The following is a 25,303-nucleotide window of genomic DNA, read 5'->3' on the forward strand; positions in this document are numbered from 1 at the left end:
GTGAGTGCTTACCCACCCTAGAGCAGGAGTGGGTTAGTGAACACTCACCCACTAGCCGTCCCTTTCTCGCCCCTTTCTCACCCGGCGTACTGGAGTACCCATGAAGCTCACCGTTTTCGGTGCCACCGGAGGTATCGGTCAGGAGATCGTCCGGCAGGCGCTGGTCGCAGGACACGAGGTCACGGCGGTGGTCCGGGACCCGGCCCGGCTGACCGTGACCGGGACGAACCTGGAGGTGTTCCGCGCCGACCTGACCGCCCCGGAGGCGGTCCGCCCCGCCGTCGCCGGCCGGGACGCCGTTCTGTCCGGCCTCGGCGCCCGCAGCCGCAAGGACGCAGGAGTCGCCACCCGGCTCACCCGTACGGTCCTGAGGGCCATGAAGACGGAGGGGGTACGACGGCTGCTCGTGGTCACCGCCGGCCCGGTCGGTCCCGAGTCCGAGGGCGACGGAATGCTGGACCGCGCCGCTCGCCGCCTGATCTCGGCGCTGCTCAAGGACGTCTACGACGACCTGAGGGAGATGGAGGCGGAGCTGGCCCGCAGCGCCACGGACTGGACGGTCGTCCGCCCGCCGCGCCTGCAGGACAAGCCGCTCACCGGCACGTACCGCACGGTCGTCGGCGGCTTCCCGCGCAGGGGCCGCTTCATCGGCCGGGCCGATGTCGCTCACGCGATGCTGACCATGGTCGGTGACCCGGGAACGGTGAAGCAGGGGGTGGGCGTGGCCTACTAGCGCCCACCCCGGGCGGCTCAGAGACTCACGCCCACCGTGACCGGCTCGTTGACCAGCGTGATCCCGAAGGCATCGCGAACACCGGCGACGACCTCGCGGGCCAGGGCGAGGAGGTCCTCGGTGGTGGCGCCCCCGCGGTTGGTGAGGGCCAGGGTGTGCTTGGTGGAGATTCGGGCGCGTCCGCTGCCGTATCCCTTGGTGAAGCCCGCCTTGTCGATCAGCCAGGCGGCCGAGGTCTTGGTGTGGCCCTCCCCCGCCGCGTACGCGGGCGGCGCCACCTCCGCGCCCAGCCGCTCTTGCACACGCGACAGGAACGCGGCGAACTCCTCGTCCGTGAGGATCGGGTTGGTGAAGAAGGAGCCCGCCGACCAGGTGTCGTGGTCCTCCGGGTCCAGCACCATGCCTTTTCCTGCGCGCAGCTTCAGGACGGTCTCGCGGGCGGCGGCCAGCGGCACCCGGTCGCCCGGCTCGACACCGAGGGCGCGGGCCGTCTCGGCGTACCGCATCGGGGCGGAGAGTCCCTCCGCGTCCTCCAGTTCGAAGCGGACGCGGAGCACGACGAAACGCTCCGGGTCCGACTTGAAGCGGCTGTGGCGGTACGAGAACGCGCACTCGGCGTTCGGGATCGTCACCGTCTCGCGCGTCCTGCGGTCGTACGCGATCACCTCGGTGATCGTCGAGGAGACCTCCTGGCCGTACGCGCCCACGTTCTGGATCGGGGTGGCGCCCGCGGAGCCGGGGATTCCGGCGAGGCACTCCACACCGGCGAGCCCGGCCTCCACGGTGCGGGCCACCGCGTCGCTCCACACCTCGCCTGCCGCCAGCTCCAGCGCCGTACCGTCGAGCCGGAAGCCCTTCGTCGCGATGCGCAGCGCGGTGCCGTCGAAGCCCTTGTCACCGACGACCAGGTTGGATCCGCCGCCGATCAGCAGAAGCGGCGTACCGGAGTCGTCGGCCTCCTGGACGGCAGCGATCACCTCGGCGTCGGTGGTGGCGGTGAGCAGACGGGTCGCGGGACCGCCCAGCCGGAAGGTGGTCAGAGGGGCGAGCGGGGCGTCATGGAGTTCCTGCACGCGCCAAGACTACGAGACGGCGCCCGCAGCCCCGCACCCCACGAGTACGGCCCCGCCGGGACCGGTGGGGCCGTACGTCGTCACCCGGAGCGAGCCGGCGACGGTGATCCAGCGTTTCGGGCCAGGAGCGGCGGGCCGCCGATCCCGTACGGGATCGGACCCGGATCGGCGGAGTGGCGATCCCGTACCGCACGCGCCCCGATCGGCGGAGTGGCAGCCCCGGCCCGGGGGCGGGACTGCCACTCCGCAGAACTCTTCGGTCAGGCCAGCCGTACGACTGCCCGTGACATGCCCAGCACCTTCTGGCCGGCGCTGGTCGCCGTCAGGTCGACGCGGACGGTGTGGTCGTCGAGTTTGGCCGCCACCTTGCCGCTGACCTCGATCAGGGCGCCCTCGTCGTCGTTGGGGACCACGACGGGCTTGGTGAAGCGGACGCCGTACTCGACCACGGCCCCCGGGTCGCCGACCCAGTCGGTCACCACGCGGATCGCCTCGGCCATGGTGAACATGCCGTGCGCGATGACGTCCGGCAGGCCCACCTCCTTGGCGAACTTCTCGTTCCAGTGGATCGGGTTGAAGTCCCCGGAGGCGCCCGCGTACCGCACGAGGGTGGCGCGCGTGACGGGGAAGGACTGGGCCGGCAGTTCGGTGCCGACCTCGACGGCGTCGTAAGCGATCTTCGCGGTCATCGGCGTCACGCCTCCTCTTCCGGCGCCCGGGCCACGAGCTTCGTCCATGCGGTCACCACGTGCTCGCCTGCCTCGTCGTGGACGTCACCGCGGATGTCCAGGACGTCGTTGCCGGCCAGGGACTTGATCGACTCGATGGTCGAGGTGACGCTCAGCTGGTCGCCGGCCCGGACCGGGCGGATGTAGTTGAACCGCTGGTCGCCGTGCACGACGCGGCTGTAGTCCAAGCCGAGCTTGGGGTCCTCGGTGACCTGGCTCGCGGCCTTGAAGGTGATCGCGAAGACGAAGGTCGGCGGGGCGATCACGTCGGGGTGGCCGAGCGCCTTGGCGGCCTCCCGGTCGGTGTAGGCCGGGTTGGCGTCCCCGATCGCCTGCGCGAACTCGCGGATCTTCTCCCGGCCGACCTCGTACGGGTCGGTGGGCGGGTAGGACCGCCCTACGAAGGACTGGTCGAGCGCCATGGACTCGGACACCTCCTGGTAGTTCCTCGGATCCGGTCTCGCCGGAAGCCGCTGCCCCATTGCACGGTCGGCTCCGTGTTCGGCCGGTGGGACCGATTCTGGATCCATCGACCGATTCTGCTGTCGGCCGGGGCGGCCGATGAGTGCGGTTCCGGTCGACGTGACCGATTCTTCGTCTTGAATCGGCCGGTATGGCCGAATCCGTCTGTGTGGTGTGACATGACCGGCCTCTGGCCGGCCGGACCCATCTTGCTCGGTCGAGCCGCACACCGGTGGGACCGTCACCTTCCTGCCGCCCGTCCCGCCCGGCCGTCCGGTCTGGTCATCCCATCCGGTCGTCGCGTCCGGCCGTTTCCGGATCGACTAGTTGGCCGGTCGCGCCCCGTCCGGGAGCGGGCGTCGCGCACTCGGCCACTCGGGGATGGGGTCGCACGTACCGAGGGCCGCCGCCTCGACATCCGGCGCAGTGGGCCCAGGCGTGCCCGACCGACCGACCGACCGACAAGTAGACCTGAACCCGACCGATCCGCGCAGTGGACCGGCAGGCTTGATCGTGTCTCACCGTCCGCGACGCCGAGACCCCCCGGGCCCTCGAGCGCACCCCTCAACGCCGCGAGGCCGCCCCCCTGGTCGCTGGGGACGGCCTCGCGTACGAGCCTTCGTTATCGCGTCTCGCGGTGCGCGGTGTGCGAGTTGCAACGCGGGCAGTGCTTCTTCAGTTCAAGACGATCCGGGTTGTTACGCCGGTTCTTCTTGGTGATGTAGTTCCGCTCCTTGCACTCCACGCAGGCCAGCGTGATCTTCGGGCGGACGTCGGTGGCAGCCACGTGAGTGCTCCTTGACGAACGGATGGATGATATGTAAACGCAGGAAAGAGTAGCCGATCGAAGGACCGACCCCACAATCGGCTACTGTCAGTAGCGGTGACCGGACTTGAACCGGTGACACAGCGATTATGAGCCGCTTGCTCTACCGACTGAGCTACACCGCTTCGATGCGATCGGACCCCGCCTCGCGGCGGGAACCTCTCACATCAGAGCCCCAAAACGGAATCGAACCGTTGACCTTCTCCTTACCATGGAGACGCTCTGCCGACTGAGCTATTGGGGCGAGCGATGAAGACATTACACGGTCGCCTACCGTTCGCCCAAATCCGTTTCGCGGCACCCGCCCGGCCTGTTCCCAGGCTTCACCGCAGGTGTCCCCACGCCCCTCACCCGCCTCAAGCCCGGCGGCCCGGCCGGCCGCCGGAGGGCCGCTTCCGTCCGCGCTGCGGCAGCGAACCCGTCCGCCACTGCGGCCACAGGGGTGACAGCGTCGGCCTTCCCGTAGTCCAGCAGCGGCGGGACTCCGCACGCATACAGGGCCGTAGCGCGGCCGTCGGCCTGGAAGGCCACACCGATACGACTATTGCGCTCCTCCCCGCTGCGGCCGGGTGGCCACCCTAGGCTCGACCTCGGCTGCGTGATCTTGTCCCTGGTGCGCAGCCGCCGGCGAACCACAGGAACGCGATGCCCGACAGCCGACCGCAGCCGCCCCGCCTCTCGTCCTCGCCGTCGGCCCCGGCGGGCCCGGCGGCCCTGCTGTTGTGCGGGGCCCGGCTCACCGACGGCCGGACCGTGGACGTGCGGCTGAAGAACGGGCACATCGAGGCCGTGGGCACCGCCGGGAGCCTGGCCACGGCATCGGTCGGCACCCGTGTCGACCTGCGCGGCTATCTGCTGCTGCCGGCCCCCGCCGAGCCGCACGCCCACGGCGACACGGCCCTGTCCGCGGACGTCGACGGACCGGTGTCCTTCCAGCCCGACGACGTCCAGCGTCGTACCACCGAGGCCGCGTTGCTCCAGCTCGGGCACGGTGCGACGGCTCTGCGCTCGCATGTGTGCATCGGGGACGCACAGGGTCTCGGCGCACTCACGGCGGTCCTGAGGACGCGGCGTTCACTGTGCGGACTCGCCGAGCTCACGGCGGTGGCGATGCCGCGGGTGCTGACCGGGGTCGCCGGTGCGAACGGGCTCGCGATGCTGCGCGATGCCATGAAGATGGGCGCCTCGGTGGTGGGCGGCTGCCCGGACACGGACCCCGATCCGGCGGGGTACGCGGAGCTGGTCCTGGAACTGGCCGCCGAGTTCGGCTGCCCGGTCGACGTGCACACGGACGCCGGTGATCCGGCGCGTCTGGCCCGGCTCGCGGCGATCGCGGGAGGCCTGCGGTCCGGAGTGACGCTGAGCCCGTGCGGCGGTCTCGGGCGTCTGCCGGCGGCAGCGGCGGCCCGTGTCGCGGAGCGCCTCGCCGCCGCCGGGGTGACGGTGGTCTGCCTGCCGCAGGGCGGCTGCGGCGCGGTCGAAGGGCGCGGGACGGCCCCAGTACGGCTGCTGCGGTCGGCCGGGGTGCGGGTCGCGGCCGGCAGCGGAGCGCTCAGGGACGTGTCGAACCCGGTGGGGCGCGGGGACCCGCTGGAGGCCGCGTACCTGCTGGCGTCCCGGTACGGGCTGTCCCCCGAAGACGCCTACGACACGGTGAGCGCCTCGGCACGGGCCGCTCTCGGGCTGCCCGAGGTGCGCGTGGAGGCGGGCTTCCCGGCGGAACTGCTCGCGGTACGCGGTGACCGGCTGGCGAGTGCGCTGTCGCTCGCGTACAGCCGCATCGTCGTGCACCAGGGGCGCGTGGTGGCTCGGACGAGCGCGGTACGCGAGTACTCCACCTCCGCGGCGGTGGCGCTGGACCTGCCCCGGCAGGGACGGGCTCAGCCGTGACCGGAGGGCGTGCGAGAGGGCGCACGCGAATGGCCGGTGTTCGCCGGTGGAATCGGAGCCGTGGGTGAAGTCGCGCGGCAAAGGCGTCCCTCCCGGCGTACGGTCGGAAACATGCGCATTGTCATCGCTGGTGGGCATGGTCAGATCGCGCTGCGGCTGGAGCGGTTGCTCGCCGCGCGCGGAGAAGAGGCCGCGGGGATCATCCGCCGCGCGGAGCAGGCCGACGATCTGAGGGCGGCGGGTGCCGAACCGATCGTGTGCGACCTGGAGTCGGCGTCGGTCGAGGAGATCGCCGCGCACCTGGGGGGAGCCGACGCGGCGGTCTTCGCGGCGGGCGCGGGCCCCGGCAGCGGAGTGGACCGCAAGTACACCGTGGACCGGGATGCGGCGATCAAGTTCGCGGACGCCGCGGAACGCACCGGAGTACGCCGCCTCGTCGTGGTCTCGTCGATGGGCGCGGATCCGGAGCACCCGGGCGACGAGGTCTTCGACGTGTATCTGCGCACGAAGGGCGAGGCCGACGCCTACGTACGCGCCCACAAGTCCCTTGACTGGACGATCCTGCGCCCCGGCGCGCTGACGGACGACCCCGGCACCGGTCTCGTCCGCCTGGAGGCGCACACCGGCCGTGGCCCGGTCTCGCGCGACGACGTGGCGACGGTCCTCGCGGAACTCGTCGACACACCGGCGACGGCGGGTCTGACCCTGGAACTCATCGGCGGTTCGACCCCGGTGTCCGTGGCGGTGAAGTCGGTGGCGGGCAACTGACCGGAGTCCGATCCCGGACCAAAGCCTCCGGGGCACCGCGGAGTTGAGAAGCGTCCTTCAGAAGAGAGGGAGATGACCGGGGAATTCGGGTACGGCGTACCCGTCGAGCGCGGGCTGCGCGGCGTCGGTCTGCGCGAGCCGACGCGACCCGGGACAGGAGACGAGCCCCCCGCTTTCCCGCGCCCCCGGCGGGTCGTGCCGCGCGAACCGCCCCGCGACGACGGCGATTTCCCGACGGCACTCGGGGCAGTTCCTGCGGCGGGACGACATGGCCTCAGCGTACGAGAACGCGGCAATGCGGTGCAGAGGCGCGACGACTCCACGAGAGCCGCGACGACTCGGCGGAACCGACGGTCCGGCCCGAGCAGGAGCCAGTGTGCGGACTGCGGCGATGAGGTGTCAGCCGATGTAGGGGTCCACCCGGGTGTCGTCCATGGCGTGTTCGATCCGCAGCCGCATGGTGGGGTGCACGTCCAATCCGCCGAGGTCCGTGGGTTCGACCCAGCGGACCTGGGTCGTCTCGGAACTGGTGCGGAGCCGTCCGCCGACCGGGCGCGCCCTGAAGCAGATGCTGAACTGCTGGCGGACCTCCCCGTCGTCGTACCGCATCACGTGCCCGGGGTCCGTGTAGATGCCGGAGAGTCCGAGGACCTCCACCTCGATGCCGGTCTCCTCACGCACTTCGCGGACGACGGTGTCGCCGATGGACTCGCCGATGTCGTGCCCGCCACCGGGCAGCGCCCAACGGCCGTTGTCCGACCGCTGAACCATCAGCACGCGACCGGCGCGGTCCCGCACGAAGGCCACGACCGAGGGGACGACGGAGTTGGCGGCCGGGGCTTCGGGATCGTGCAGATAGTCGATACGACCCATGGATCGGGCTCCCGATGGTACGACGCGAAGACGAGCGAAGACGGGCCATGACTGGGCCGCCGCTCACAAGTGTGCTCCTCCGCCGCCTTCTTGCGCGGCTCAGTGCCGTCCCGCCCCGGTGCGCGCCAGTGGTACCGGCGTCGGAGTACGGACGTGGTGCCGGACTCGGTACGGCACTCAGGGCGACCGCTGCCGGCTCGAGGACGTGGCGCGTGGCGGCCTGGGCTGTTCGACGTCGCCGCCCGCCGCTTCCAGGCCCGCGTGCATCGCGGATGACCAAGGACCGAGCGCGGGCCCGCCGCGGGTGACACGACGGGCGGCCACGACGGCCCAGATCAGAGCGAGCAGGCTCGCCATGTGGACGGGGGTGAGGGCGTGGACCATGCCGCGCCTGCGTCCGACGACCGCGAAGAGAATCCCCACCACGGATCCCGCCAGCGCCAACTGGACGGCGCCCCGGGACACCGTGCGGGCAGCGGTCACCGCGCGCAGGACGCACCAGGCGTCGGCGAGACCGTCCACGCAGACCAGGTCCGCCGACCAGGACGCCTCGACGCCCGGTGCGCCGGGCACCCCTACCGCGATGTCCGCGGCGGCCAGCGCCTCGGCGTCCGTCCCCGAGACCACAAGGACGCCCTCGCCAAGATCCCGGAGCTCGCACACTCGGTCGGCGAGACGTTCGCCCCTGCCGACGACCTGGTCGGCGAGGGAGAGCAGTGCGCGGATGCGGTCGCCGTCGGTGAGCACCACGTGTGCTCCGGTGGCCCGTGCCGCGGCCAGCACCGGCACGGCCAGCGGATCGATCCGGACGCCCTGCTGTTCCTGCCGGTGGTTCACCAGGACGGCCGAGTCGATCACGACGGCTGAGACCCGGTCGAGCAGGCGCAGTGCGGTCGGGTCCAGCGGTACGACACCGCGTTTCGCCAGTCCGCGTCCGACCGCCGACGCGAAGCCCTCCCGCCCGTAGCGGGCGGCTCGCGGCACAGCGGCGAGCAGCGCGTTCGCCGCCCGCGCCGGACTGCGCGTCAGGACCAGCACGGCGGCGGCGGTGAGCGGGGCGAATGCCTCCAGCCGCGCCTCCCATGTCCCGACGGGTCCGGACGGCCGGGACCTGGCGCGCAGGTGCCGGGCCGGCCGGGTGTGCGGTACACAGTCCGGGCCGGGGCACAGATCCTTCTCGCGTCGCTCCCACACCTCGCGCCGTGCGCGGACCTCGCCGAGGAGCAGCATCCGGCTCACCGCGTCGACGGCCGGCATGGCGACGCCGTCGCACAGCCCGTTGACGACGGCGCTGACCAGCGACAGCAGCAGATCGGTCTGGGGCGGCCCGATCCGCCGCATCAACGGCCTGCGCAGTGCCCGCTCGAGCTCCAGCGCGGCGACCAGCGTGGGCACGGCCCGGGGCAGCGGTGGCAGACGCAGGATCCGCTGGGCGGCTCCGGCGCACACCGCGGCGCAGTCGACCAGCAACTCGGTCGCCACGGCCGCGACCGGCACGTCATCGCCCGGGGTGACCGGCTGCGCCCAGGGGAAGTCCGCGTCCTGCACGCCATGGGCCTGCTCGGCCGCCCTGATCGTGTCCAGGACCCGGTCGGTGCCCACGCGTCTCTCGTCGAACGCCAGCAGTACCTCACCGGTCACGGCGTTGATCTCGGCCCATCGCACCCCCTCCAGGCTCCGCAGCGACCGGGTCACCGCCTTGGCCAACCGCTCCTGCAGGTGACCGCCGTGCGCAAGCCCCCGCACCTCGATGTGCGCACGCCCGTGACCGGTCCAGACGCTACGGGTGTGCCGCCGCGGATGAAGGTCGACCAGCGCATGCCCGACCCGCGCGGCGCTCGCGGGCGCCCCCATGGCCCTGAAGACCCCGTGCCGGGCTGCCGACGTGACGATGCGCCCCGTGCCCTCGGCGGTGTGCAGACCCGCCTTGGTCACTCCGACCGTCGCCCCGCCGACGGCCCTGACCAGGAACCACGCCCCCCGGCCCCCGGCGCGAGCCACGGCTGACACGGCTGTGCGCACCTGGTCCGGGGGCACTGTCCGAGCCGGGATCCGGCCCGGCAGAGCGAGAACGGACGCCACGCTTCCGGCCACGCCCAACATGTACCCGTACCACCGCGCGCCCCACACCCGATCAGGGGAAGCCATACGGCGTGGACACCAGCGCGGGCTTCGGGGGACGGCCTACACGCCGTCAGTCGGGGATGTCGGCCACGGGATTCGACCCTCGGATTCGGCCCTTGGATTCGGGCATCGGATTCGGGCATCGGATTCGGGCCTGAGGGCGCAGCCGACGGAGCGGGCACAGCTGGCGTAGCTGCGGGGCTGCTGAGGTGAAGGGACTCGCCAGGACGCGCACGCCAGGCCAGGGCCCCGCCCCCTCCTCGCAGGCCCGGCCCGCCGTGCGCTGACGGGCCAACCCGCCGGCTCTACGTGCTCGCGCTCCTGGGTGCCCTTGCCGACAGGACGACGGCCCCCGCCGACAGGAGAACCACGAGCGCCGCGTAGCCGTAGGCGAGGGTGGCGGCCGAAGCGACGGCCGCGACAAGGAGGGGACCGCCCGCATCCCCGAGTTCGCGACCGAGCTCGGCGGCGCCCGTGGTCTGGCCGAGACGTTCCGTGGGGGTGCTCGCGGCCAGCGCGGCGAAGCCCAGCGGGGTGATCAGGCCGGTTCCGGCGCCGGTCAGAGCCGCGCCCAGCAGGACGCCGGCCACACCGGGCAGTGTGGCACAGGCCAGTCCGGCAGCGGTGACCAGCAGCCCGGCGACCATGCCGGAGCGGGCGGTGAGACGTCCCTCGTCGAGGGCGCGCCCGGCCCTTGGCTGTACGACGGCCGCGCAGGCGGCGAGCACGGACACGGCGGCACCCGTGGCGACGGTGCCCAGCCCGGCCGCCCTGCCGGAGACGGGCAGGAAGCCGACGCCGACCGACAGAGCCGCGGTCGCGGCGGCCAGCGCGGAGGTCGGGGCGAGGAAGGCGGGGTCGGCCAGGCGCCGGGCCAGGTCCAGCACGGTCTGCCGGACCTTCGGCAACGGGGGGACGACGGGTACGGCGAGTGCGGCCCAGGCGGCGACCGCCGCGCCGAGCACGGCCAGTACGGCGAACAGCAGCCGCAGACCGCCCGCCCAGACGAGCACACCGCCGAGCAGCGGGCCGAGGGTGTAGCCGATGGACTTGTAGAAGCCGTAACTGCCGAAGGCCCGGCCATGCTTGGCCGCCGGGTTGAGCCGGGCCACCAGGGCGGAGGCGGACGGGGAGAACGCGGAGGCCGCTGCGCCCTGGCCGAGGCGGGCCGCCCAGAGCCAGCCGGGGCTGTCGGCGACGACGTACAGTCCGGAGGCGGCCGAGAAGGCTATGAGCCCGCCGATCAGCACGGGGCGGGCGCCGATGCGGTCTGCGAGTGTGCCGAACAGCGGCTTGAGGAGGACTTCCGCACCGTCGTACAGGGCGAGGAGCCCGCCCAGCACCATCAGCGAGGTGACCGCGTCCTCCGAGAAGCCGCCCAGACTCGCGGCGATGCCGTGTGCACCAAAGGCGGTCGTGAACCCGGCCCCGTACAGCGGCCATGTCTGCCGGGCCGGTGCCGGGCGCACCGGCGCCGCCCGGCTCACAGGTTCTCCTCCGGCGCTTGGTGCAGGGCCGCGAACACGCGTTCCGCATAGTCCTCGCAGGCTGCGGCGCACTCCTTGAGCCGCCTGCCGGCCTCCGCTGCCTCCGGGGCGCCGAACACGTCCCGGGCCGTCAGATCGCGGTGCCAGCGCCGCAGCCGCCCGAGGGACTGCTCCTCCTCTTCCAGTTCGGCGAGGGTGAACTTGGCGATGCGGATCTCCTTCGCCAGCTCCGCCTCGTACTTCCCGCAGTCGGCCAGGAACTCCGCCCAGTCCGCGGACCGGGCGGCGGTGAACTGCGCCTGGAGGCGCGCGGCGTCCTCAGGACCGCGCCCGGAGGCGGAGAGGGTCACCGCCTGTCCGTCGGACTGTTCGGTCAGGGCGATCACCCGGGAGACGCCGTCCGCGAAGACAGGCACGTCCGGTACGGCCCACACGCCCTGGCCCAGGGAGAGCGCGCCGACCTTCCGCAGCTCGCGCCAGACCGCGACCCGGTGCCGGGACGGCTCAGCGGCCACTTTGATCAGGAGGACAAGCCAGCGACTGACGGATCCATTGTTCGACACACCATAAAATGTAACCGTTGTTACCACCCAGGTCTGCGATCGCTCGCTCAGGAACTCGGCAGCCCGGTCGCGAGCAGCGGCCCCGGTCGGCGCAGATTCGTGTCACGGGTCATGCGATGACAGAGCTGCGGCGTTCGACGAGGGTGACGTCTCGCCATGTGCCGTGGTGCTGTCCGATGCGTTCGCGTGTCCCGATGACGCGGAATCCCGCCTTCTGGTGCAGGGCGAGGCTGCTGGTGTTCTCGGGGAAGATGCCGGACTGGATCGTCCAGACGCCCGCAGCCTCGGTCGAGCCGATCAGCGCCCGCAGGAGTGCCGAACCGACTCCCCGGCCGCGGGCCTCGGGGTGCACGTACACCGAGTGTTCGACGACGCCGGCATACGCGCATCGGTCGGACACCGGCACGGCAGCGACCCAGCCCAGTACCTTGCCCGCCTCGTCGACGGCGACGTGCCGGTGCTGTGGCAGCTTGGCGGCGTCGAAGTGCTCCCAGGTGGGCGCGGTGGTCTCGAAGGTGGCGTTGCCCTCGTCGATGCCGAGTTGGTAGATCGTCAGGACCTCATCGGCGTGTTCGAGGCCCATGGCCACGATGCGAACCCCGCTTGCCGTCCTCACGCTCACTCCGCTGGAGCGATCTCGTCGAGGAGGCCGCGGACACGCTTCTCGATCTCGTCGCGAATGGGGCGGACGGCTTCGACGCCCTGTCCGGCCGGGTCGGGGAGCTCCCAGTCGAGGTAGCGCTTGCCGGGGAAGACCGGGCAGGTGTCGCCGCAGCCCATCGTGATGACCACGTCGGACGCCTGGACGGCCTCAGCGGTCAGCACCTTGGGCACCTCGGCCGAGATGTCGACGCCCACCTCCGACATCGCTCGGACGACGGCCGGGTTGACCGTGTCGGCAGGCGCGGACCCGGCGGAGCGCACCTGAACGCGGTCGCTCGCGAGGTGAGCGAGGAACGCGGCGGCCATCTGGGAGCGCCCGGCGTTGTGGACGCAGACGAACAGCACGGAGGGGCGCTCGGCGGCGGGAGTGTTCATGGCGGGGTGTCCTTCTGGGCGGAGGCCGGTCAGGGGAGTGTGGGGGCGGCGAGTCCGGGTTCGCCCTGGAGTGGGGCGGTGCTGGTCTGCGCGGGTGCCGGGCGTCCGAACAGCGCGATCACCAGCCCCAGGCCCAGCGCGGCGCCGAGCAGTTGCGCGGCGATGAAGGGCCCGAGCGAGCCGGGGGCGATGCCGGCAAAGGTGTCGGTGAAGGTCCGGCCGATGGTGACCGCCGGGTTGGCGAACGAGGTGGAGGACGTGAACCAGTACGCCGCGCCGATGTAGGAGGCCACCGCGACGGGGCCGAAGTGGGCGCGACCGGCACGGGCCAGCCCGAAGATCAGCAGGACGAGTCCGGCGGTCGCGACGACCTCGCCCAGCCACAGGTGACCGGCGAAGCGATCATGGCTGGACCACCGCACGAGCGGCTTGCCGAACATCGCGTCAGCCACGACGGCACCGGCGACCGCTCCCGCGATCTGCGCCGGAACGTACGCGACCACGTCCCGTACGGTCAGCCCGCCCTCGCCGCGGCGGTCGGTGAACCAGGCCGCGAGCGTGACGACCGGGTTGAAATGGGCGCCGGAGACGGGCGCGAGCAGCACGATGAGCACGCCCAACCCGAAAACCGTGGCCAGTGAGTTGACCAGCAGTTGCAGACCGACGTCGCGGGTCAGTCCGGTGGCCTGGATCCCGGAGCCGACGACCACCGCGACCAGGGCGGCCGACCCCACGGCCTCGGCGAGGGCCCTACGCCCGAGCGAGATGCTCACGCGGGCACCTCGGCCGTCTGCGACGTCTTGAGGAACACGGCGAGCCGGTCGAGCGTGGCGGGCAGCGCCCAGTAGTAGACCCAGGTGCCCCGGCGCTCGCAGTCGATCAGACCCGCCTGACGCAGCAGCTTCAGGTGATGCGAGATCGTCGGCTGGGACAGGTCGAAGGCCGGGGTCAGGTCACACACGCAGACCTCGCCGCCCGCCCGTGAAGCGATCAACGACAGCAGACGAAGCCGTACGGGGTCGCCCAGTGCCTTGAACAGCTTCGCCAGTTCGGCGGCCTGGTCCTCGTCCAGGGGCGCGGCCGTCAGCCCCGGGCAGCACGCGCCGGTCTCATCGCTCTGCCCGAGCATCACAAGCTCTTGCTTCGACATACGTCTATGTTGACATCCTTCGATCCAAGCTGCAAGCTTGCATCGACATACATCAATGCAAGCCGATGGGAGCCCTGCCATGTCCCGTGCTCAGCTCGCGCTGCGTGTCAGCGACCTCGAAGCGTCGATCACCTTCTACTCGAAGCTCTTCGGCACCGAGCCCACCAAGCGGCGCGAGGGCTACGCCAACTTCGCCATCGCCGAACCCCCGCTCAAGCTCGTCCTGATCGAGGGCGAGCCCGGCCAGGAGACCCGCCTGGACCACCTCGGCGTCGAGGTCGAGTCCACCGAGCAGGTCAACGCGGCCACCGGTCGCCTGAAGGACGCAGGCCTCGCGACCTTCGAGGAGAACGACACCTCCTGCTGCTACGCCCTGCAGGACAAGGTGTGGGTCCACGGACCCGGCCAGGAGCCCTGGGAGGTCTACGTCGTCAAGGGCGACGCCGACACCCTCGGCAAGAGCGCCGATCCCGCGTCCACGGGCGACGACTGCTGCACCAGCCAGGCCACCGAGGACACGGCAGCGACGGGATGCGCCTGCGGCCAGTGAATCGACGGCCGGTTCGAGCGACGCTCGCCGGCTACCGAGGACCGCATGGCCGCATGGCCGGAGACGTACCGGCCGGACGCTCGCCACTGCCGTCGGCCGCACGGCTGCAAGGCCGCGGACGTACCGACCACCGGACCTTGCGCGTCATTCACTGACCGCCCACGCCCCGGGCCGGCAGGTCGGCCTCGGACGCCAGGAAGGCTCCTTCGCCCAGGTCAGCACGGTCCGACTGGCCGTTACTCACTTTCGGGTGACGCCTGGAACGAGGCCGGGGTGGCGGACCGTGGCGCACGAGTGCCGCAGGCCAGAGGCGGCAAGGGCGGTTGACTCGACGTGGCGTCAACCTGGCGCGCTCGCCGAATAAATGGTCGATACAGGCAAACATCATAAGGATATGGGCATTACGTAACACGGTTCACGTTTCACGCACATCTCGCGCACCCGGGCGGCACGGTGTGAGGGCGCGGCCATCCCGGCCACGCACCCGTACATCGCACAGTCCGTGCGCGGCCTTGCCGCGCACGGCGTGCCCGCACCATGCAGGGGGAACCTGTGTCCACTTCCACGACTGCCCGCTGTCTGGCCGCCGTTGTCCTCACCACCGCCGCTCTGGGCGGGGTGGCGGCACTGCCCGCGTCTGCCGCCGGCCACCCGGCCCCGCAGCACCGGCCCGACGTGCGGATCAGCTGGGTGCAGTACGACTCCCCCGGCCATGAGGCCGGCTCCAACCGCTCCCTGAACCGCGAATGGGTGGAGATCACCAACACCACCCGCCACGCGGTCAACCTCGGCGGATGGACGCTGTCGGGCCGCGACCACCACACCTACACCTTCCACCACTACCGCCTGGGCGCCCGCGCCACGGTCCGCGTCCACACCGGCATCGGCCACGACACCCGCACCGACCTCTCCCAGGACCGCCGCCACTACGCGTGGGACAACCACTCCGACACCGCCATCCTGCGCAACGACCACGGCCGCACCATCGACATCGCCTCCTGGGGCCGCCGACACCGCTGACCATCCGTCTGCGCGTAGGTGACCGGCCCCACCCGGGGGCCGGCGCCGCGCACACTCCATCCGGCGGTGCGCCGCAGCCCCTCGCGGGCGCGGCGCACCGCCGACGCATTGGCGAAGAACGGCAGAGGCGCCTTGCAAACCTACACGGTCGAGGCAAGCCCTGAGTGGCCCCCCTCACATCGGCTGGGCTTCCGGCCGACTCCGCGAGGCGCGATCCTGGTAGGCCGAGCGCTGATCAGCGAACAAATGCGGGCCGGTGCGCATCTCACGCTTCGTGAAGCCCACCTCATGCTCATACGGCCCTGGGCGCGACGGGAACCGTCGCGCCTCCCGAAAGGAGGCCAGGCGATGAATCCCCCGTCGTACCGTGACCGCAGAAGCGCGACAGTGCCGCCGCGGCTCCCCGGCCGGGCCACGACCACACGCAGACTGAGCGCCGCTGCCGCCGTGGCGGCAGTGCTCCTGGCGGGCTGTGGCACGGGCACCCCCAAGGCGGCCCCGCACCCCAGTGGCCCCGACGTGTCCCTCGCCCCGCCCGCCGCACCTTCCCACTCTTCTTCGGCTCTCGCCCCGTCCGGCGTGCCCTCCTCCCTCGCCCCGTCCGGCGCTTCTTCCCTCTCCCCCTCGTCCCTCGCTCCGGACCTCGCCGCCACCGCCACCGCGTGCACCAACACCACGAAGCTGACCGCGTGGTCGAACCGCCGGCTGGCCATGCTGACCATCGCCGTCCCGGTGTCGGAGACCTCGGTGTCCGACGTCACCTCCGAGGTGAGCGCCGGTGCGGGTGGTGTGCTGCTGTTCGGCAGCAAGGCGCCGTCCGATCTCGGCTCCCGGCTGACCACCCTGAAGTCCCATGTACCCGGCCGCCTGGGCCTGCTGGTGATGACCGACGAGGAGGGCGGCGGCATCCAGCGCATGTCGAACCTCGTCGGAAACCTGCCCTGGCCCTCATACATGGGCGCGCACTGGACCCCGGCCCAGATCCAGCAGAACGTCGCCAAGGTCGCCGCCAAGATGGCCGCCGCCCAGGTGAACATGGACCTCGCGCCGGTGGTCGACGTCGACGGCAGGAACGTGGCCCCCGGCCGGACCAACCCCGACGGATGGCGGTCCTTCAGCGGCAACACCTCGGTGGTCTCCAAGGACGGTGTCGCGTACATGAACGGGTTGCGCGACGGACACGTGATACCCGTCGTCAAGCACTTCCCGGGCCTCGGTGGCTCCACCTACAACTCCGACTTCGGCCCCGCCCGCACCCTGCCCTGGTCCACCCTGCAGAAGGTGGGCCTCCCGCCGTTCACAGCGGCCATCAAGGCCGGCGCCCCGGCGATCATGGTCTCCAACAACATCGTGCCGGGCCTCGGCACCAATCCGGCCAGCCTGTCCCCCACCGCCATCAGCTACGAGCTGCGCGGCAAGCTGGGCTTCAAGGGGCTGGTGGTCACCGACTCGCTCAGCGCCAAGGCGATCTCCGCCGCCGGCTTCAGCGTCTCCTCCGCCGCCGTCCAGGCACTGCGCTCCGGTGCCGACATGGTCATGTTCGACCTGGGGACCAATGTCAGCTCCCAAGCGTCCTCGATCGCCACGGCGATCACCAATGCGGTGGCCGGCGGACACCTCGCCCGCAGCCGCCTCATCGAGGCGGCGGGGCACGTCCTGGCCGTCCGGCACGTGAATCTCTGCTCCTGAGCGAGAGCCGATCGCACCCCTTGCCCGGTGACTCCCTGCGTTCCCTGCCTGGCTCCGGCGCGAACCCGGCACACGGGTCGGGGGATCCGCCCTCGGCACCGCGCACAGCCTGCACGATCTGAGCGTGTGCCGGGAGCACGCCGCTCTGGTGGCCTGGGACGAGAGGGATGTGGCCGGTTCGACCGGAGCGGCGGCGGACCGAAGCTGAGGTCGGCGACACCGCGACATAGGCCTGGGCGCCCTGCCACGTGTGGGGCGCCCAGGCCGGCCTTCGGCTCGCGTGCGGGGGCAGGCCCACCACGAGGGGGACGAGCCTGACCCCGCACGACGGCGCCGGCCTCCCCCCGGAGTCCAGGCGCCAGACCCCGCCCGGGGTCACTCTCTTCAGCGGTCTGTGCGGCTGGGGTGTCACGGGTGACGGCAGATGGTTGCAGGACCAACGCTCCCGTGAAGCCGACCACTTGCGTACGTCACATCCGGGTCACACCCTTCACGGCAGCCGCGCATGCGCGCCAGGCGCCACCTTGAGATGGGCCTTGACCTGCTTTTACAACGCCCTCGGCCCCCGGTCGTCCGGCCATGTCGGCCGGACGCTCATAGAGGCCGAGGAGCCCGACACCCAGACGCAGGCACACGTCACCGGCCCCCCGGCCACCGGTCTACGCCTGCTCCAGGGATCCAGACCCGAGCTGACGTACGACTCACGTACAGATCACGGGCGGCGCCCAGTGCTTGACGTGAGTCACCTCTCTACTCCCAACCTTGATCAACGAGGTGGCCATCAGGCGCCAAGATCACCAGGCGGGTGAGATCTGATACGCCGTCAGAGGGTCAGCGTCCGGCCGTCGTCGGGGCAACCGGCTCCCCGTAGAACACCTCCCATAGCGTTCGGACGCGAGGAGATCCCCCGATTCATCGGTGGGATCCAACCGGGCTCCCCCACGGCCGTATGGACTCTTCCATGCACTTCGCGCCCAAAGCCGGCGGCACACTCGCCGCCATGACGCTGGCCCTCGGGCTGGCCGTCCTCCCCGCCCCCGCCTACGCCGCACCGATCACCTGCGACGAAGCCGCCCTCGTAGCCGCCATCGACACCGCCGATCTGGCGGGCGGCGGCACCATCGGCCTGGCGCCGAACTGCGTCTACTCCCTCGACAAGATCGAGCCTCCCACCGGCGGCAGCGGACCGAACGGGCTACCGGTGATCACCGAGCCCATCACCATCAACGGCTCCAACTCCGTCATCGAACGCGCCGCCGCACCCCTCACCCCGAACTTCCGCATCTTCGAAGTCGGCGGCACGGAGGGCGAGCTCACCCTCAACCGCGTCACCCTGCGCAACGGACACCTCGGTGACGAGTACGGCGGCGCCGTCCTCGTCAACGCCAGCCGCGTCCTCTCCGTCAACAACAGCATCCTGACCGGCAACACCGCTCACGAGGGCGGCGCCGTCGCGTCCTTCGGCGGCAGCAGCACCATGATCTCCAGCAGCATCGTCAGGAACAACGCCGTCAACTGGGGCGGCGGAGGCCTGTACACCCTCGGCGGCAGCGTCACCGTCCGCTCCACGATCGTGTCGGGCAACGAGGCCCACCACGGCGGCGGCATCCACAATCTCGGCACCCTGCTCCTGCAGTCCAGCTACGTGCGGAACAACTCCGCCCATGCCGAGGGAGGCGGTCTCTATGACCTCGGCACCGGGACGATCAGCAGCAGCGTGCAGAACAACACCGCCGACGTCGGCGGCGATGTCTTCAACCTCGCCGGCTCGCTGACCGTCAACTCCAGCACCATCACCGGGAACAGCGCAGCCGACGAAGGCGGTGGGATCCGCAACTTCGCCACACTTGACGTCAACTCCTCCAGCCTCGCGGCCAACAAGGTCACCGCTGCCGACTCCCGGGGTGGCGGGCTCTACAACGGCGCGGGCACCGCGACCCTCACCAGCAGCTCCGTGCTGGACAACAGCGCGGTGCTTGAAGGCGGCGGCATCTTCGAGAATCCCGGCAGCACCGTCGACCTGGCGGGTAGCTCCATCGTCGGCAACACACCCGACAACTGCCGGCCCCCCCGGCGCCGTCCCGGGCTGCGCTGACTAGATGGACGCTTGAGCGGGGGCATCGGCGCAGCCCGTGCCGTGCCACCTGGCGAAATGTCAGCGGCCGGGCTGGCGTTCCGTGATCTCCTGAAGCACCCAACCGTTGCCGTCCGGGTCGCTGAAGGTGGCGTAGGAGGCATAGGAGGTGCGGTCGGGGTGCGGGCCGGCGATCCGCTCCTGGCCTGCGCCGCGGTGGACGGCGTCTCCGGACTCGTGGCCATGGTGGAGAAGTCCTCCGGCGTCGTGGAACACCTCGCTCACGTCGATGCCGCGGCCGACGAGCTCCGCGCGCGCCTGTTCGACATCCGAGACGATGAGGTACAGGCCCTGGGCGGAGCCGGGGTCGGCGGAGATCATGCCCTTGCCGAAGAGGATCGAGCACGCGGAGCCGGGCGGCGTGAAGTGCACCAACCGGTAGTCGTCACTGAACGTGTTGTCGACGTCCAAGCGGAATCCCGCCGCCTCGTAGAAGTTCTTGGCCCGATCGACGTCGGAGACGGGCAGCACGATGGCTTCGAGCTTCAGATCCATCTCTTTTCACCTTCATGGAATCGAATTCCGAGAGAACGCGATATCGGTGGAGCAGGTGGAGACCTGGGACTCGATGCGTCACCTGTGAAATCGACGGCGTCGACGTCTCCGTCAACTGCCGCAGCCGAAGAGCTGCAGGACGCCCGGAATCGGGCACGGGCACTCGTAAGGGGAGCTCAGGAGCTCAGGGAGGCGGCCGATAAGCGCCATGCCAGTCTGCCCCGAGCGAGGCTGGTGCGCATGCGGAAGGAACAGCCCCATCCTTCCGTGCTCGGCACCGCGTCGCTCGGGCCGCTGTGCCGAGGCGCGTGCGTCCGGTGGAGGCCTCACTCATCACGGCGTCGCGGGAGCGGACCCGACCTGCGGGGCTGGGATCTCTCCGGCCGCGGTGAGCGCCCTGACCAATTCCTCCAGGTCAGCTCCGAGTGGGGTGTCGCAGTCCCAGACGGCCTCGTAGGCGATCTCGACGGGTTTCCCCGCCTGGAGGAGGGGGCGGCAGCTCGTGTGCTCGTGTGTGACCTTGGAGCGGGGCAGGAGTGCCGCCCCCAGGCCTATCGCCGCCCACTCGTCCACCGCCCGGAGACTGGCGGCTTCGCCGGGGTACGTACGCAGCGCCAGGTCGTCGCTTTGGAAGAGCTCGGTGGTGAAGGTGGTCAGTCCGCAGGTACTGGGCCCGAGGATGTAGGCGGCGTCGGCCACGGCCTTGAGTTCGACCGGGCTGCCGTCCCCGGAGGCGGCCGAGTCGATCACGACCACCGGTTCGCGGGCGATGACGCGGTGCCGGAACGTGGGCATCCCCGCCACAGCCGGGACGAGGACGATGTCCAGGCGGCCTGCCTGGAGGTCGCTGGTCAGGGGCTCGAGATCCGCCTCCCGCAGGACCAGGTCGCGTGGACGCGTCAGGCCACGGGCGGCCTGGAACGCCCGGGCGACCAGGTCGGCCCCGATCAGGGGTGACACGCCCATGCGGATCGCTTCGGTGACCGGACGGGCCAGCCGCTGGGTCTCGGCGAGAAGAGTGTCGAGGTCGTCGAGGACGTCGTCGATGAGCGGCAGGATCCGCGCGCCATGTGCGGTGGGCTTGACTCCGCGCGGTGAGCGATCGAAGAGCTTGACGCCGAGCTCCTCCTCCAGCCGTGCCACGCCGTTCGACAGGGCCGGCTGCGTCACCCCGTAAGCCCGCGCGGCGGCGCTGAAGGACTTCGTGCGGGAGACGGCCTGGGCGTAGCGCAACACTTCGATGTTCACGATGACGATTCTCGTCTCTGCGGTATAGCGACCCGTTATACCCGCATTCACCCCGATCCTCTACCGGAGCCGCATGGAGCGCCCTACAGTCTGAGACGTTCCCGGACATTCGGGGATCAGTTAATACCGAAGACCCGGTCCGTCACCCGAGCCAAACCCTCTTCAATTCATCCGACACTCATCCGGCGACCCGGTGTCCGGTATGCAGAGCTTCACGCTCTTCATAAGTGACTCGGCCACCTTCGACATGGCGCTTGCGCATCACAAGCACAAAGCGAATCTACGGCGCTCAGGATGAGCACTCGCCCACTACCTCTGGGCGTACGTCATTTCCACATCCCCCTTTTATCCGGTTATCCAAAAACACCCAAGCGCGAGCCCGTACGGCTCGCTGCGATCCGTGCAGAACACGCATCGAGGAGCACACGCATGCCCAGCAACACTCCCGACTTCACCGGGCAGAAGGTCATCGTCATCGGCGGTACCAGCGGTATCGGGCTGGCTTCCGCCCGCCGTGTCCTTCAGGGCGGCGGCAGCGCCGTCGTCACCGGCCGGAGCCAGACCAGCGCCGCCAAGGCCACGGCCCAGCTGGCCGAATTCGGAAACGCCGTCGGCCTGGCCGCCGACCTGTTCGACCGCGCCGCGGTGGAACGCCTGCGCGACGAACTGACCGAGCAGCACGCCGACGCCACCCTGCTCGTCAACGCCGCCGGTGTCTTCGAACCCAAGTCCTTCCTGGAGCACACCCAGGACGACTACGACCGCTACCAGGCCATCACCCGAGCCTTCTACTTCGTGACCCAGACCGTCGCCGGCAACATGATCGCCCGCGGCAACAAGGGAGTCATCGTCAACATCGGCGGCATGCTGGCGCACCAGGCCATGGCCGCGACACCGTCCTCGGCGTACTCCGTGGCCAAGGCCGGCCTGCACTCCCTGACCCAGCACCTGGCCATGGAACTCGCCCCGTACGGCATCCGGGTCAACACCGTGGCCCCTGCCGTGGTCCGGACCCCCATCTACGAGGCGTTCATCCCCAAGGACGAAATCGACTCCACGCTCGACGGGTTCAACAGCTTCCACCCTCTCGGCCGCGTCGGAACCCCTGACGACGTCGCTCCCGCCGTGGCCTTCCTCCTGTCGGACCAGGCCGCCTGGGTCACCGGCGCCACCTGGGACGTCGACGGCGGCGTCAGGGCCGGACGCAACATCTACTGACCGGCCGTCACCCGCCCACTCCCCCACACACCCACCCGACTGTGGGACGCCACCACGTCCCGCACCCCGTCGGCCGACATCACAGGAGCGCATCGTGTCCTACCACGAGCACACCGACCACCAGTACGCCAAGCACATACGCGCCGGCGCCCCCGATGCCTTCAAGACGTTCATGGCCTGGGACACACAGGTCCTGCGCGGCACCAACAAGGCCATCGCCCCCAAGTACACCGAACTCATGGCCGTGGCCGTGGCACTGACCACCCAGTGCGCGTACTGCATCGAGGCACACACCAAGGCCGCGCATTCCGCGGGCGCGACCCAGCAGGAACTGGCGGAGACCGTCATGATCGCCGCGGCACTGCGCGCGGGTGGCAGCTATGCGCACGGCTTCATGGCCATGAAGTTCTTCGACCAGGCCGAGCAGGGCAGTGCCCAGTGAGCCCTTTCCGACCTCGCCTCGAGCACGTGGGGGCGGGGACGCATTCACCAGGTCGGTGACCTGGTTGTGCTGCAGCAGGGCTTGAACAAGAGGGGTCAGGACTTGCAGAGCGTTCTGAAACCTCTCGGGGTCTTACTTCCAGTGGCTTCCAGTGGTTGGAGATCGGACCTTCCCCAATTCGGACAACGGTCCGTGACTTCTCAAAGACAGACCTAAAGCGCGCCCTAGAGGAGTCGAGCCTAGGATATTGGGATCGGCAAGGCTTCATGACCCAGAAAGGCAAGCCGTCATGCATTGCTTTGACTGCGTTGCCGAGAGCCGTGCTTCGACCGTCCCACCAGACGCGCCTATTGCTGTAGCCGCTTGCGCTCGGTGCGGGGCCGGGATCTGTGGCGGGCACCTGCATGTCACCAGCGACCCGCTTCCCGGCCCGCCCGGCTCCTCCACCCCCATGCCCGAAGCCAGACGAATGACATGCGGACTGTGCTACGAAGCCGAGCGTGCTGCCGCCGGTCGTGCGTAAGCACCACCACCAGCCGTAGCCGGGCCTGGCGGGGAACTTGTCGGCACCTGGCACGTCTACGCCGCGGGGGCGGCACCGCCGCAGGCAGCTGACGCGAGCGTTGCGGAGACGGCTCGGCAACGCGGCCGAGCAACGGGCGAGACGGCCCCGATCACCCACTTGAGCTGGACGGTTTCGTTTGAATCACGGACGGACCTGACGGCCACGATCGGCCTTTACGTAGGCGGCCTCCGATGATCGACTCGGAGTCTCATGGACAGGCTTCCGGGGAGGGGTCACGGGGATGGGGGAGGGCGCAGCCGTGCGCACCGCCAAGGAGATTTCTCGGTCGTGCCCGGAGTGTGGGGCGGAGATCCGCGCGGACAGCAGATACGTCGCTTGGTGCGCGGTCTGTGACTGGAACGTGGACCCGGAAACGCCGCACCAGGAGCAGAACCGGCTGGACAGGGCGCGGCGTGCCCTGTCGCGACGGCACGGCGAGAAGCTCCTGGCGGAGGTGACGGCCGGCGGGAGCCTGCGCGCCCGGCGCGACGCCTCCTCGCTGCTCGCCTTCGCCATCGCACTCGCCGTACACGGCGTCACCGTGGCCCTCGTCTTCGGCGGGCTCTGGTGGCTGGTGCGCGGATGGGGCGGCATGGGCATGGTGCTGGGACTGCTCCTCCTCGGGGTCGCATGGCCCTTCAGACCGCGGGTCGCGCGGTTGCCCAAGACAGACTCGGAACTGCACCGTGGCGATGCGCCCGAGCTCTACGCGCTGGTCGACGAGTCGCCCGGGTGGTCGGCACCCACGGTGTCGACGAGATCAGGGTCGACGCGAAGGTCAACGCGAGCGTCATGACCCATGGCGTACGCGGGCGGCGACTGCTGACGCTGGGGCTGCCCCCGTGGGAGATCCTCACGCCGCAGCAGAGGATCGCACTGCTCGGCCACGAACTCGCCCACTACAGCAACGGCGACACACGCCAAGGTCTGGTGCTGTCGACGGCGTACCGCTCGCTGACCACCTGGCACTACTACTTCACCCCGATAGCCAAGCCGTCCGCCGTCGAAATGCTCGTCAACCTGCTCTACATCGTGCCCCGGCTGTTCCTCCAGGGCGTGCTGACGCTGTTGGATCACCTGACGCTGCGGGCCGCCCAGCGAGCCGAGTACCTTGCCGACCGCGAGGCCGCCTGCGCGGCGTCCACCGAGGCGGCGGTGGGCCTGATGGACCGGCTGCTGGTCACGGATTCCGCCGCCGTCGCCCTCCGGCGGGAGGCCGGCCAGACCGCCCTCGCCGGACCGCGCGGCGCCCGCGCGGTCGAGGCCAAGCCGGAGGAGATCTGGGAGCGACTCAGAGCACACACGGCATCGATCCCCGAGTACGAGTACGAGCGGCAGCGACGTGTCGGCGTTCGGCGCGGGCACAGCGTCGACGCGACCCACCCGCCGACACACCTCAGACGCACGTGTCTGCTCGCCGGCCCGCCCGCACCCGCTGCCGTGGCGACGGACGACGAACGGCAACGGCGGATCACCGCCGAACTCGCCGGGGCCCGCGTCGCGGTGGCCCGCCGCATTGTCCGAGACGGCTTCGACGGCTAGGCCACGGCTAGGCCCTGTCCCGAAGCCAGGACCGACACCGGGCCGCGAAGCGAACCGACGTCGACAGTCGACGACAACTGGCCCGGACATCCACGCAGATGACAGGGCCAGCTACGCCAGGCCGCCGCACGGGAGAGCCTTGGCTCACCACTTCCACCAGGACACGGTGAGCCGGGCACGGTCCTTACTCGCCGCCTCACCGCCAGCAAGCACTTGATCGAAAGCCGTCAGTGCGACTGTCTGCCGATGGCACATACGACGGGGTCCGGATACCCGACCTCACCGGTCAGGCGCGGGAGTGGCGAAAGAACTGGCACCACCGGTTGTCGTCGGGGTCGCCGAGTACGGGTACGGAGGGTGATCGAGTCCCCCTGGCGGGCACGACCACTGCTGTCAACGGCGATGAGTCGCACAAACACGCACTTCCCTGGCGCGGCCCAGGCAGCCAGCCGGCCAGTGATCAAGGTTACCGGACGTGCCACGACCGTGCCGGAACGGACGGGGGGAACGGTGAGAACTCACGTGAGCCGAGAACGAGAGCGGCCCCCGACCAGACTTGCTGGTCGGGGGCCGATTCCCACTAGCGTGGCGGCGCCAGGATTCGAACCTGGGAAGGCTGAGCCGGCAGATTTACAGACCGCACGGAGGACGACCGCCAAGCTGCGGATTCCCAGCCGCCCGCGAC

General features: G+C 70.5%; 26 protein-coding genes and 3 tRNA genes. 11 read left to right on the plus strand and 18 right to left on the minus strand.

What is annotated here, in order from left to right; genetic code table 11:
* Positions 1 to 100: 100 nt before the first annotated feature.
* Complete coding sequence (locus tag ACQEXA_RS24165; RefSeq protein WP_432931438.1) at positions 101 to 733, plus strand: NAD(P)-dependent oxidoreductase; 633 nt, start codon at positions 101 to 103, stop codon at positions 731 to 733.
* Between the two features lie 17 nt (positions 734 to 750).
* Here the strand turns inward: ACQEXA_RS24165 and ACQEXA_RS24170 are convergent, their stop codons facing one another.
* From ACQEXA_RS24170 to ACQEXA_RS24195, 6 genes are all read right to left on the minus strand, one after another.
* Positions 751 to 1,806 (minus strand): UDP-N-acetylmuramate dehydrogenase, encoded by a 1,056-nt coding sequence (locus ACQEXA_RS24170; RefSeq protein WP_432931435.1) that lies wholly within the window; start codon positions 1,804 to 1,806, stop codon positions 751 to 753.
* A gap of 260 nt (positions 1,807 to 2,066) precedes the next feature.
* Positions 2,067 to 2,495: a MaoC family dehydratase gene (locus tag ACQEXA_RS24175; protein WP_432931433.1), complete on the minus strand. Its 429-nt coding sequence runs from the start codon at positions 2,493 to 2,495 to the stop codon at positions 2,067 to 2,069.
* A gap of 5 nt (positions 2,496 to 2,500) precedes the next feature.
* Positions 2,501 to 2,956, minus strand: coding sequence for an FAS1-like dehydratase domain-containing protein (locus tag ACQEXA_RS24180; protein WP_432939441.1), 456 nt, complete (start codon positions 2,954 to 2,956; stop codon positions 2,501 to 2,503).
* 662 nt (positions 2,957 to 3,618) lie between these two features.
* On the minus strand, positions 3,619 to 3,783 hold the full coding sequence (rpmG, locus tag ACQEXA_RS24185; RefSeq protein ID WP_030798911.1) for a 50S ribosomal protein L33: 165 nt from the start codon (positions 3,781 to 3,783) through the stop codon (positions 3,619 to 3,621).
* Between the two features lie 91 nt (positions 3,784 to 3,874).
* A tRNA-Met gene (locus tag ACQEXA_RS24190) sits at positions 3,875 to 3,947 on the minus strand.
* Positions 3,948 to 3,993: 46 nt separating this feature from the next.
* Positions 3,994 to 4,066: transfer RNA gene (locus ACQEXA_RS24195), tRNA-Thr, on the minus strand.
* Between the two features lie 401 nt (positions 4,067 to 4,467).
* Between ACQEXA_RS24195 and ACQEXA_RS24200 the strand changes: the two genes are divergently transcribed.
* Together ACQEXA_RS24200 and ACQEXA_RS24205 are read left to right on the plus strand one after the other, a co-directional pair.
* Positions 4,468 to 5,712, plus strand: coding sequence for an amidohydrolase family protein (locus ACQEXA_RS24200; RefSeq protein ID WP_433130980.1), 1,245 nt, complete (start codon positions 4,468 to 4,470; stop codon positions 5,710 to 5,712).
* A gap of 111 nt (positions 5,713 to 5,823) precedes the next feature.
* Positions 5,824 to 6,480 carry an SDR family oxidoreductase gene (locus ACQEXA_RS24205; protein ID WP_432931429.1) on the plus strand — a complete coding sequence of 219 codons (657 nt, stop codon included), beginning with the start codon at positions 5,824 to 5,826 and terminating at the stop codon, positions 6,478 to 6,480.
* Positions 6,481 to 6,537: 57 nt separating this feature from the next.
* Here ACQEXA_RS24205 and ACQEXA_RS24210 read toward each other — a convergent pair whose 3' ends face one another.
* From ACQEXA_RS24210 to ACQEXA_RS24250, 9 genes are all read right to left on the minus strand, one after another.
* Positions 6,538 to 6,750: a hypothetical protein gene (locus ACQEXA_RS24210; RefSeq protein WP_432931427.1), complete on the minus strand. Its 213-nt coding sequence runs from the start codon at positions 6,748 to 6,750 to the stop codon at positions 6,538 to 6,540.
* A 129-nt stretch (positions 6,751 to 6,879) separates the two neighbouring features.
* Entirely contained in the window at positions 6,880 to 7,353 is a 474-nt protein-coding gene (locus ACQEXA_RS24215; protein ID WP_432931425.1) for an NUDIX domain-containing protein, read from the minus strand.
* Between the two features lie 177 nt (positions 7,354 to 7,530).
* On the minus strand, positions 7,531 to 9,363 hold the full coding sequence (locus tag ACQEXA_RS24220; protein WP_433130982.1) for a heavy-metal-associated domain-containing protein: 1,833 nt from the start codon (positions 9,361 to 9,363) through the stop codon (positions 7,531 to 7,533).
* A gap of 419 nt (positions 9,364 to 9,782) precedes the next feature.
* On the minus strand, positions 9,783 to 10,964 hold the full coding sequence (locus ACQEXA_RS24225; RefSeq protein WP_432931421.1) for an MFS transporter: 1,182 nt from the start codon (positions 10,962 to 10,964) through the stop codon (positions 9,783 to 9,785).
* Positions 10,961 to 11,527, minus strand: a complete 567-nt coding sequence (locus ACQEXA_RS24230; protein WP_432931419.1) for a Chromate resistance protein ChrB — start codon at positions 11,525 to 11,527, stop codon at positions 10,961 to 10,963. Before ACQEXA_RS24230 ends, ACQEXA_RS24225 begins: the two co-directional genes overlap by 4 nt.
* A gap of 109 nt (positions 11,528 to 11,636) precedes the next feature.
* Complete coding sequence (locus ACQEXA_RS24235) at positions 11,637 to 12,110, minus strand: N-acetyltransferase family protein (protein WP_432939439.1); 474 nt, start codon at positions 12,108 to 12,110, stop codon at positions 11,637 to 11,639.
* 35 nt (positions 12,111 to 12,145) lie between these two features.
* Positions 12,146 to 12,565, minus strand: a complete 420-nt coding sequence (locus ACQEXA_RS24240) for an arsenate reductase ArsC (RefSeq protein WP_432931417.1) — start codon at positions 12,563 to 12,565, stop codon at positions 12,146 to 12,148.
* A gap of 29 nt (positions 12,566 to 12,594) precedes the next feature.
* Positions 12,595 to 13,338 carry an aquaporin gene (locus ACQEXA_RS24245; protein WP_433130984.1) on the minus strand — a complete coding sequence of 248 codons (744 nt, stop codon included), beginning with the start codon at positions 13,336 to 13,338 and terminating at the stop codon, positions 12,595 to 12,597.
* Positions 13,335 to 13,715, minus strand: coding sequence for an ArsR/SmtB family transcription factor (locus ACQEXA_RS24250; protein WP_432931413.1), 381 nt, complete (start codon positions 13,713 to 13,715; stop codon positions 13,335 to 13,337). Before ACQEXA_RS24250 ends, ACQEXA_RS24245 begins: the two co-directional genes overlap by 4 nt.
* Positions 13,716 to 13,794: 79 nt before the next feature.
* Between ACQEXA_RS24250 and ACQEXA_RS24255 the strand changes: the two genes are divergently transcribed.
* From ACQEXA_RS24255 to ACQEXA_RS24270, 4 genes are all read left to right on the plus strand, one after another.
* Complete coding sequence (locus tag ACQEXA_RS24255) at positions 13,795 to 14,265, plus strand: ArsI/CadI family heavy metal resistance metalloenzyme (protein ID WP_432931411.1); 471 nt, start codon at positions 13,795 to 13,797, stop codon at positions 14,263 to 14,265.
* A gap of 552 nt (positions 14,266 to 14,817) precedes the next feature.
* On the plus strand, positions 14,818 to 15,285 hold the full coding sequence (locus ACQEXA_RS24260) for a lamin tail domain-containing protein (RefSeq protein WP_433130986.1): 468 nt from the start codon (positions 14,818 to 14,820) through the stop codon (positions 15,283 to 15,285).
* Between the two features lie 348 nt (positions 15,286 to 15,633).
* Positions 15,634 to 16,974 (plus strand): glycoside hydrolase family 3 N-terminal domain-containing protein, encoded by a 1,341-nt coding sequence (locus ACQEXA_RS24265; protein WP_433130989.1) that lies wholly within the window; start codon positions 15,634 to 15,636, stop codon positions 16,972 to 16,974.
* Positions 16,975 to 17,935: 961 nt separating this feature from the next.
* Entirely contained in the window at positions 17,936 to 19,069 is a 1,134-nt protein-coding gene (locus ACQEXA_RS24270; protein ID WP_433130991.1) for a hypothetical protein, read from the plus strand.
* A gap of 60 nt (positions 19,070 to 19,129) precedes the next feature.
* Here the strand turns inward: ACQEXA_RS24270 and ACQEXA_RS24275 are convergent, their stop codons facing one another.
* Both ACQEXA_RS24275 and ACQEXA_RS24280 read right to left on the minus strand, forming a co-directional pair.
* Positions 19,130 to 19,603, minus strand: coding sequence for a VOC family protein (locus ACQEXA_RS24275; RefSeq protein ID WP_432931404.1), 474 nt, complete (start codon positions 19,601 to 19,603; stop codon positions 19,130 to 19,132).
* Positions 19,604 to 19,936: 333 nt separating this feature from the next.
* The gene (locus ACQEXA_RS24280; RefSeq protein WP_433130993.1) at positions 19,937 to 20,851 is read right to left on the minus strand and encodes a LysR family transcriptional regulator; all 915 of its coding nucleotides are present in this window, start codon (positions 20,849 to 20,851) and stop codon (positions 19,937 to 19,939) included.
* 429 nt (positions 20,852 to 21,280) lie between these two features.
* Between ACQEXA_RS24280 and ACQEXA_RS24285 the strand changes: the two genes are divergently transcribed.
* The 4 genes from ACQEXA_RS24285 (at position 21,281) to ACQEXA_RS24300 (ending at position 24,618) form a co-directional block, all read left to right on the plus strand.
* A complete protein-coding gene (locus ACQEXA_RS24285) occupies positions 21,281 to 22,069 on the plus strand; it encodes an SDR family NAD(P)-dependent oxidoreductase (RefSeq protein WP_433130994.1) in 789 nt (262 codons plus the stop codon).
* Between the two features lie 94 nt (positions 22,070 to 22,163).
* A complete protein-coding gene (locus ACQEXA_RS24290) occupies positions 22,164 to 22,511 on the plus strand; it encodes a carboxymuconolactone decarboxylase family protein (protein ID WP_432931398.1) in 348 nt (115 codons plus the stop codon).
* A gap of 806 nt (positions 22,512 to 23,317) precedes the next feature.
* Entirely contained in the window at positions 23,318 to 23,872 is a 555-nt protein-coding gene (locus tag ACQEXA_RS24295) for a hypothetical protein (protein ID WP_432931396.1), read from the plus strand.
* A complete protein-coding gene (locus tag ACQEXA_RS24300) occupies positions 23,809 to 24,618 on the plus strand; it encodes a M48 family metallopeptidase (RefSeq protein ID WP_432931394.1) in 810 nt (269 codons plus the stop codon). The genes ACQEXA_RS24295 and ACQEXA_RS24300 overlap by 64 nt, the downstream gene beginning before the upstream one ends.
* A 586-nt stretch (positions 24,619 to 25,204) precedes the next feature.
* On the opposite strand, the gene ACQEXA_RS24305 is transcribed toward ACQEXA_RS24300, so the two are convergent.
* A tRNA-OTHER gene (locus ACQEXA_RS24305) sits at positions 25,205 to 25,297 on the minus strand.
* Positions 25,298 to 25,303: the final 6 nt, after the last annotated feature.

The sequence above is a fragment of the Streptomyces sp. CA-106110 genome (assembly GCF_050936285.1).
Lineage (GTDB): Bacteria > Actinomycetota > Actinomycetes > Streptomycetales > Streptomycetaceae > Streptomyces.

Excerpts from the sequence above, each read along its gene's own strand:
- ACQEXA_RS24215 (WP_432931425.1), bottom strand. The coding sequence starts at position 7,353 with ATGGGTCGTATCGACTATCTGCACGATCCCGAAGCCCCGGCCGCCAAC.
- ACQEXA_RS24175 (WP_432931433.1), bottom strand. The coding sequence starts at position 2,495 with ATGACCGCGAAGATCGCTTACGACGCCGTCGAGGTCGGCACCGAACTG.
- ACQEXA_RS24270 (WP_433130991.1), top strand. The coding sequence starts at position 17,936 with ATGCACTTCGCGCCCAAAGCCGGCGGCACACTCGCCGCCATGACGCTG.
- ACQEXA_RS24285 (WP_433130994.1), top strand. The coding sequence starts at position 21,281 with ATGCCCAGCAACACTCCCGACTTCACCGGGCAGAAGGTCATCGTCATC.
- ACQEXA_RS24210 (WP_432931427.1), bottom strand. The coding sequence starts at position 6,750 with ATGTCGTCCCGCCGCAGGAACTGCCCCGAGTGCCGTCGGGAAATCGCC.
- ACQEXA_RS24240 (WP_432931417.1), bottom strand. The coding sequence starts at position 12,565 with ATGAACACTCCCGCCGCCGAGCGCCCCTCCGTGCTGTTCGTCTGCGTC.
- ACQEXA_RS24205 (WP_432931429.1), top strand. The coding sequence starts at position 5,824 with ATGCGCATTGTCATCGCTGGTGGGCATGGTCAGATCGCGCTGCGGCTG.
- ACQEXA_RS24200 (WP_433130980.1), top strand. The coding sequence starts at position 4,468 with ATGCCCGACAGCCGACCGCAGCCGCCCCGCCTCTCGTCCTCGCCGTCG.
- ACQEXA_RS24180 (WP_432939441.1), bottom strand. The coding sequence starts at position 2,956 with ATGGCGCTCGACCAGTCCTTCGTAGGGCGGTCCTACCCGCCCACCGAC.
- ACQEXA_RS24275 (WP_432931404.1), bottom strand. The coding sequence starts at position 19,603 with ATGGATCTGAAGCTCGAAGCCATCGTGCTGCCCGTCTCCGACGTCGAT.
- ACQEXA_RS24165 (WP_432931438.1), top strand. The coding sequence starts at position 101 with ATGAAGCTCACCGTTTTCGGTGCCACCGGAGGTATCGGTCAGGAGATC.
- ACQEXA_RS24255 (WP_432931411.1), top strand. The coding sequence starts at position 13,795 with ATGTCCCGTGCTCAGCTCGCGCTGCGTGTCAGCGACCTCGAAGCGTCG.
- ACQEXA_RS24265 (WP_433130989.1), top strand. The coding sequence starts at position 15,634 with ATGAATCCCCCGTCGTACCGTGACCGCAGAAGCGCGACAGTGCCGCCG.
- ACQEXA_RS24250 (WP_432931413.1), bottom strand. The coding sequence starts at position 13,715 with ATGTCGAAGCAAGAGCTTGTGATGCTCGGGCAGAGCGATGAGACCGGC.
- ACQEXA_RS24235 (WP_432939439.1), bottom strand. The coding sequence starts at position 12,110 with ATGGGCCTCGAACACGCCGATGAGGTCCTGACGATCTACCAACTCGGC.
- ACQEXA_RS24295 (WP_432931396.1), top strand. The coding sequence starts at position 23,318 with ATGGGGGAGGGCGCAGCCGTGCGCACCGCCAAGGAGATTTCTCGGTCG.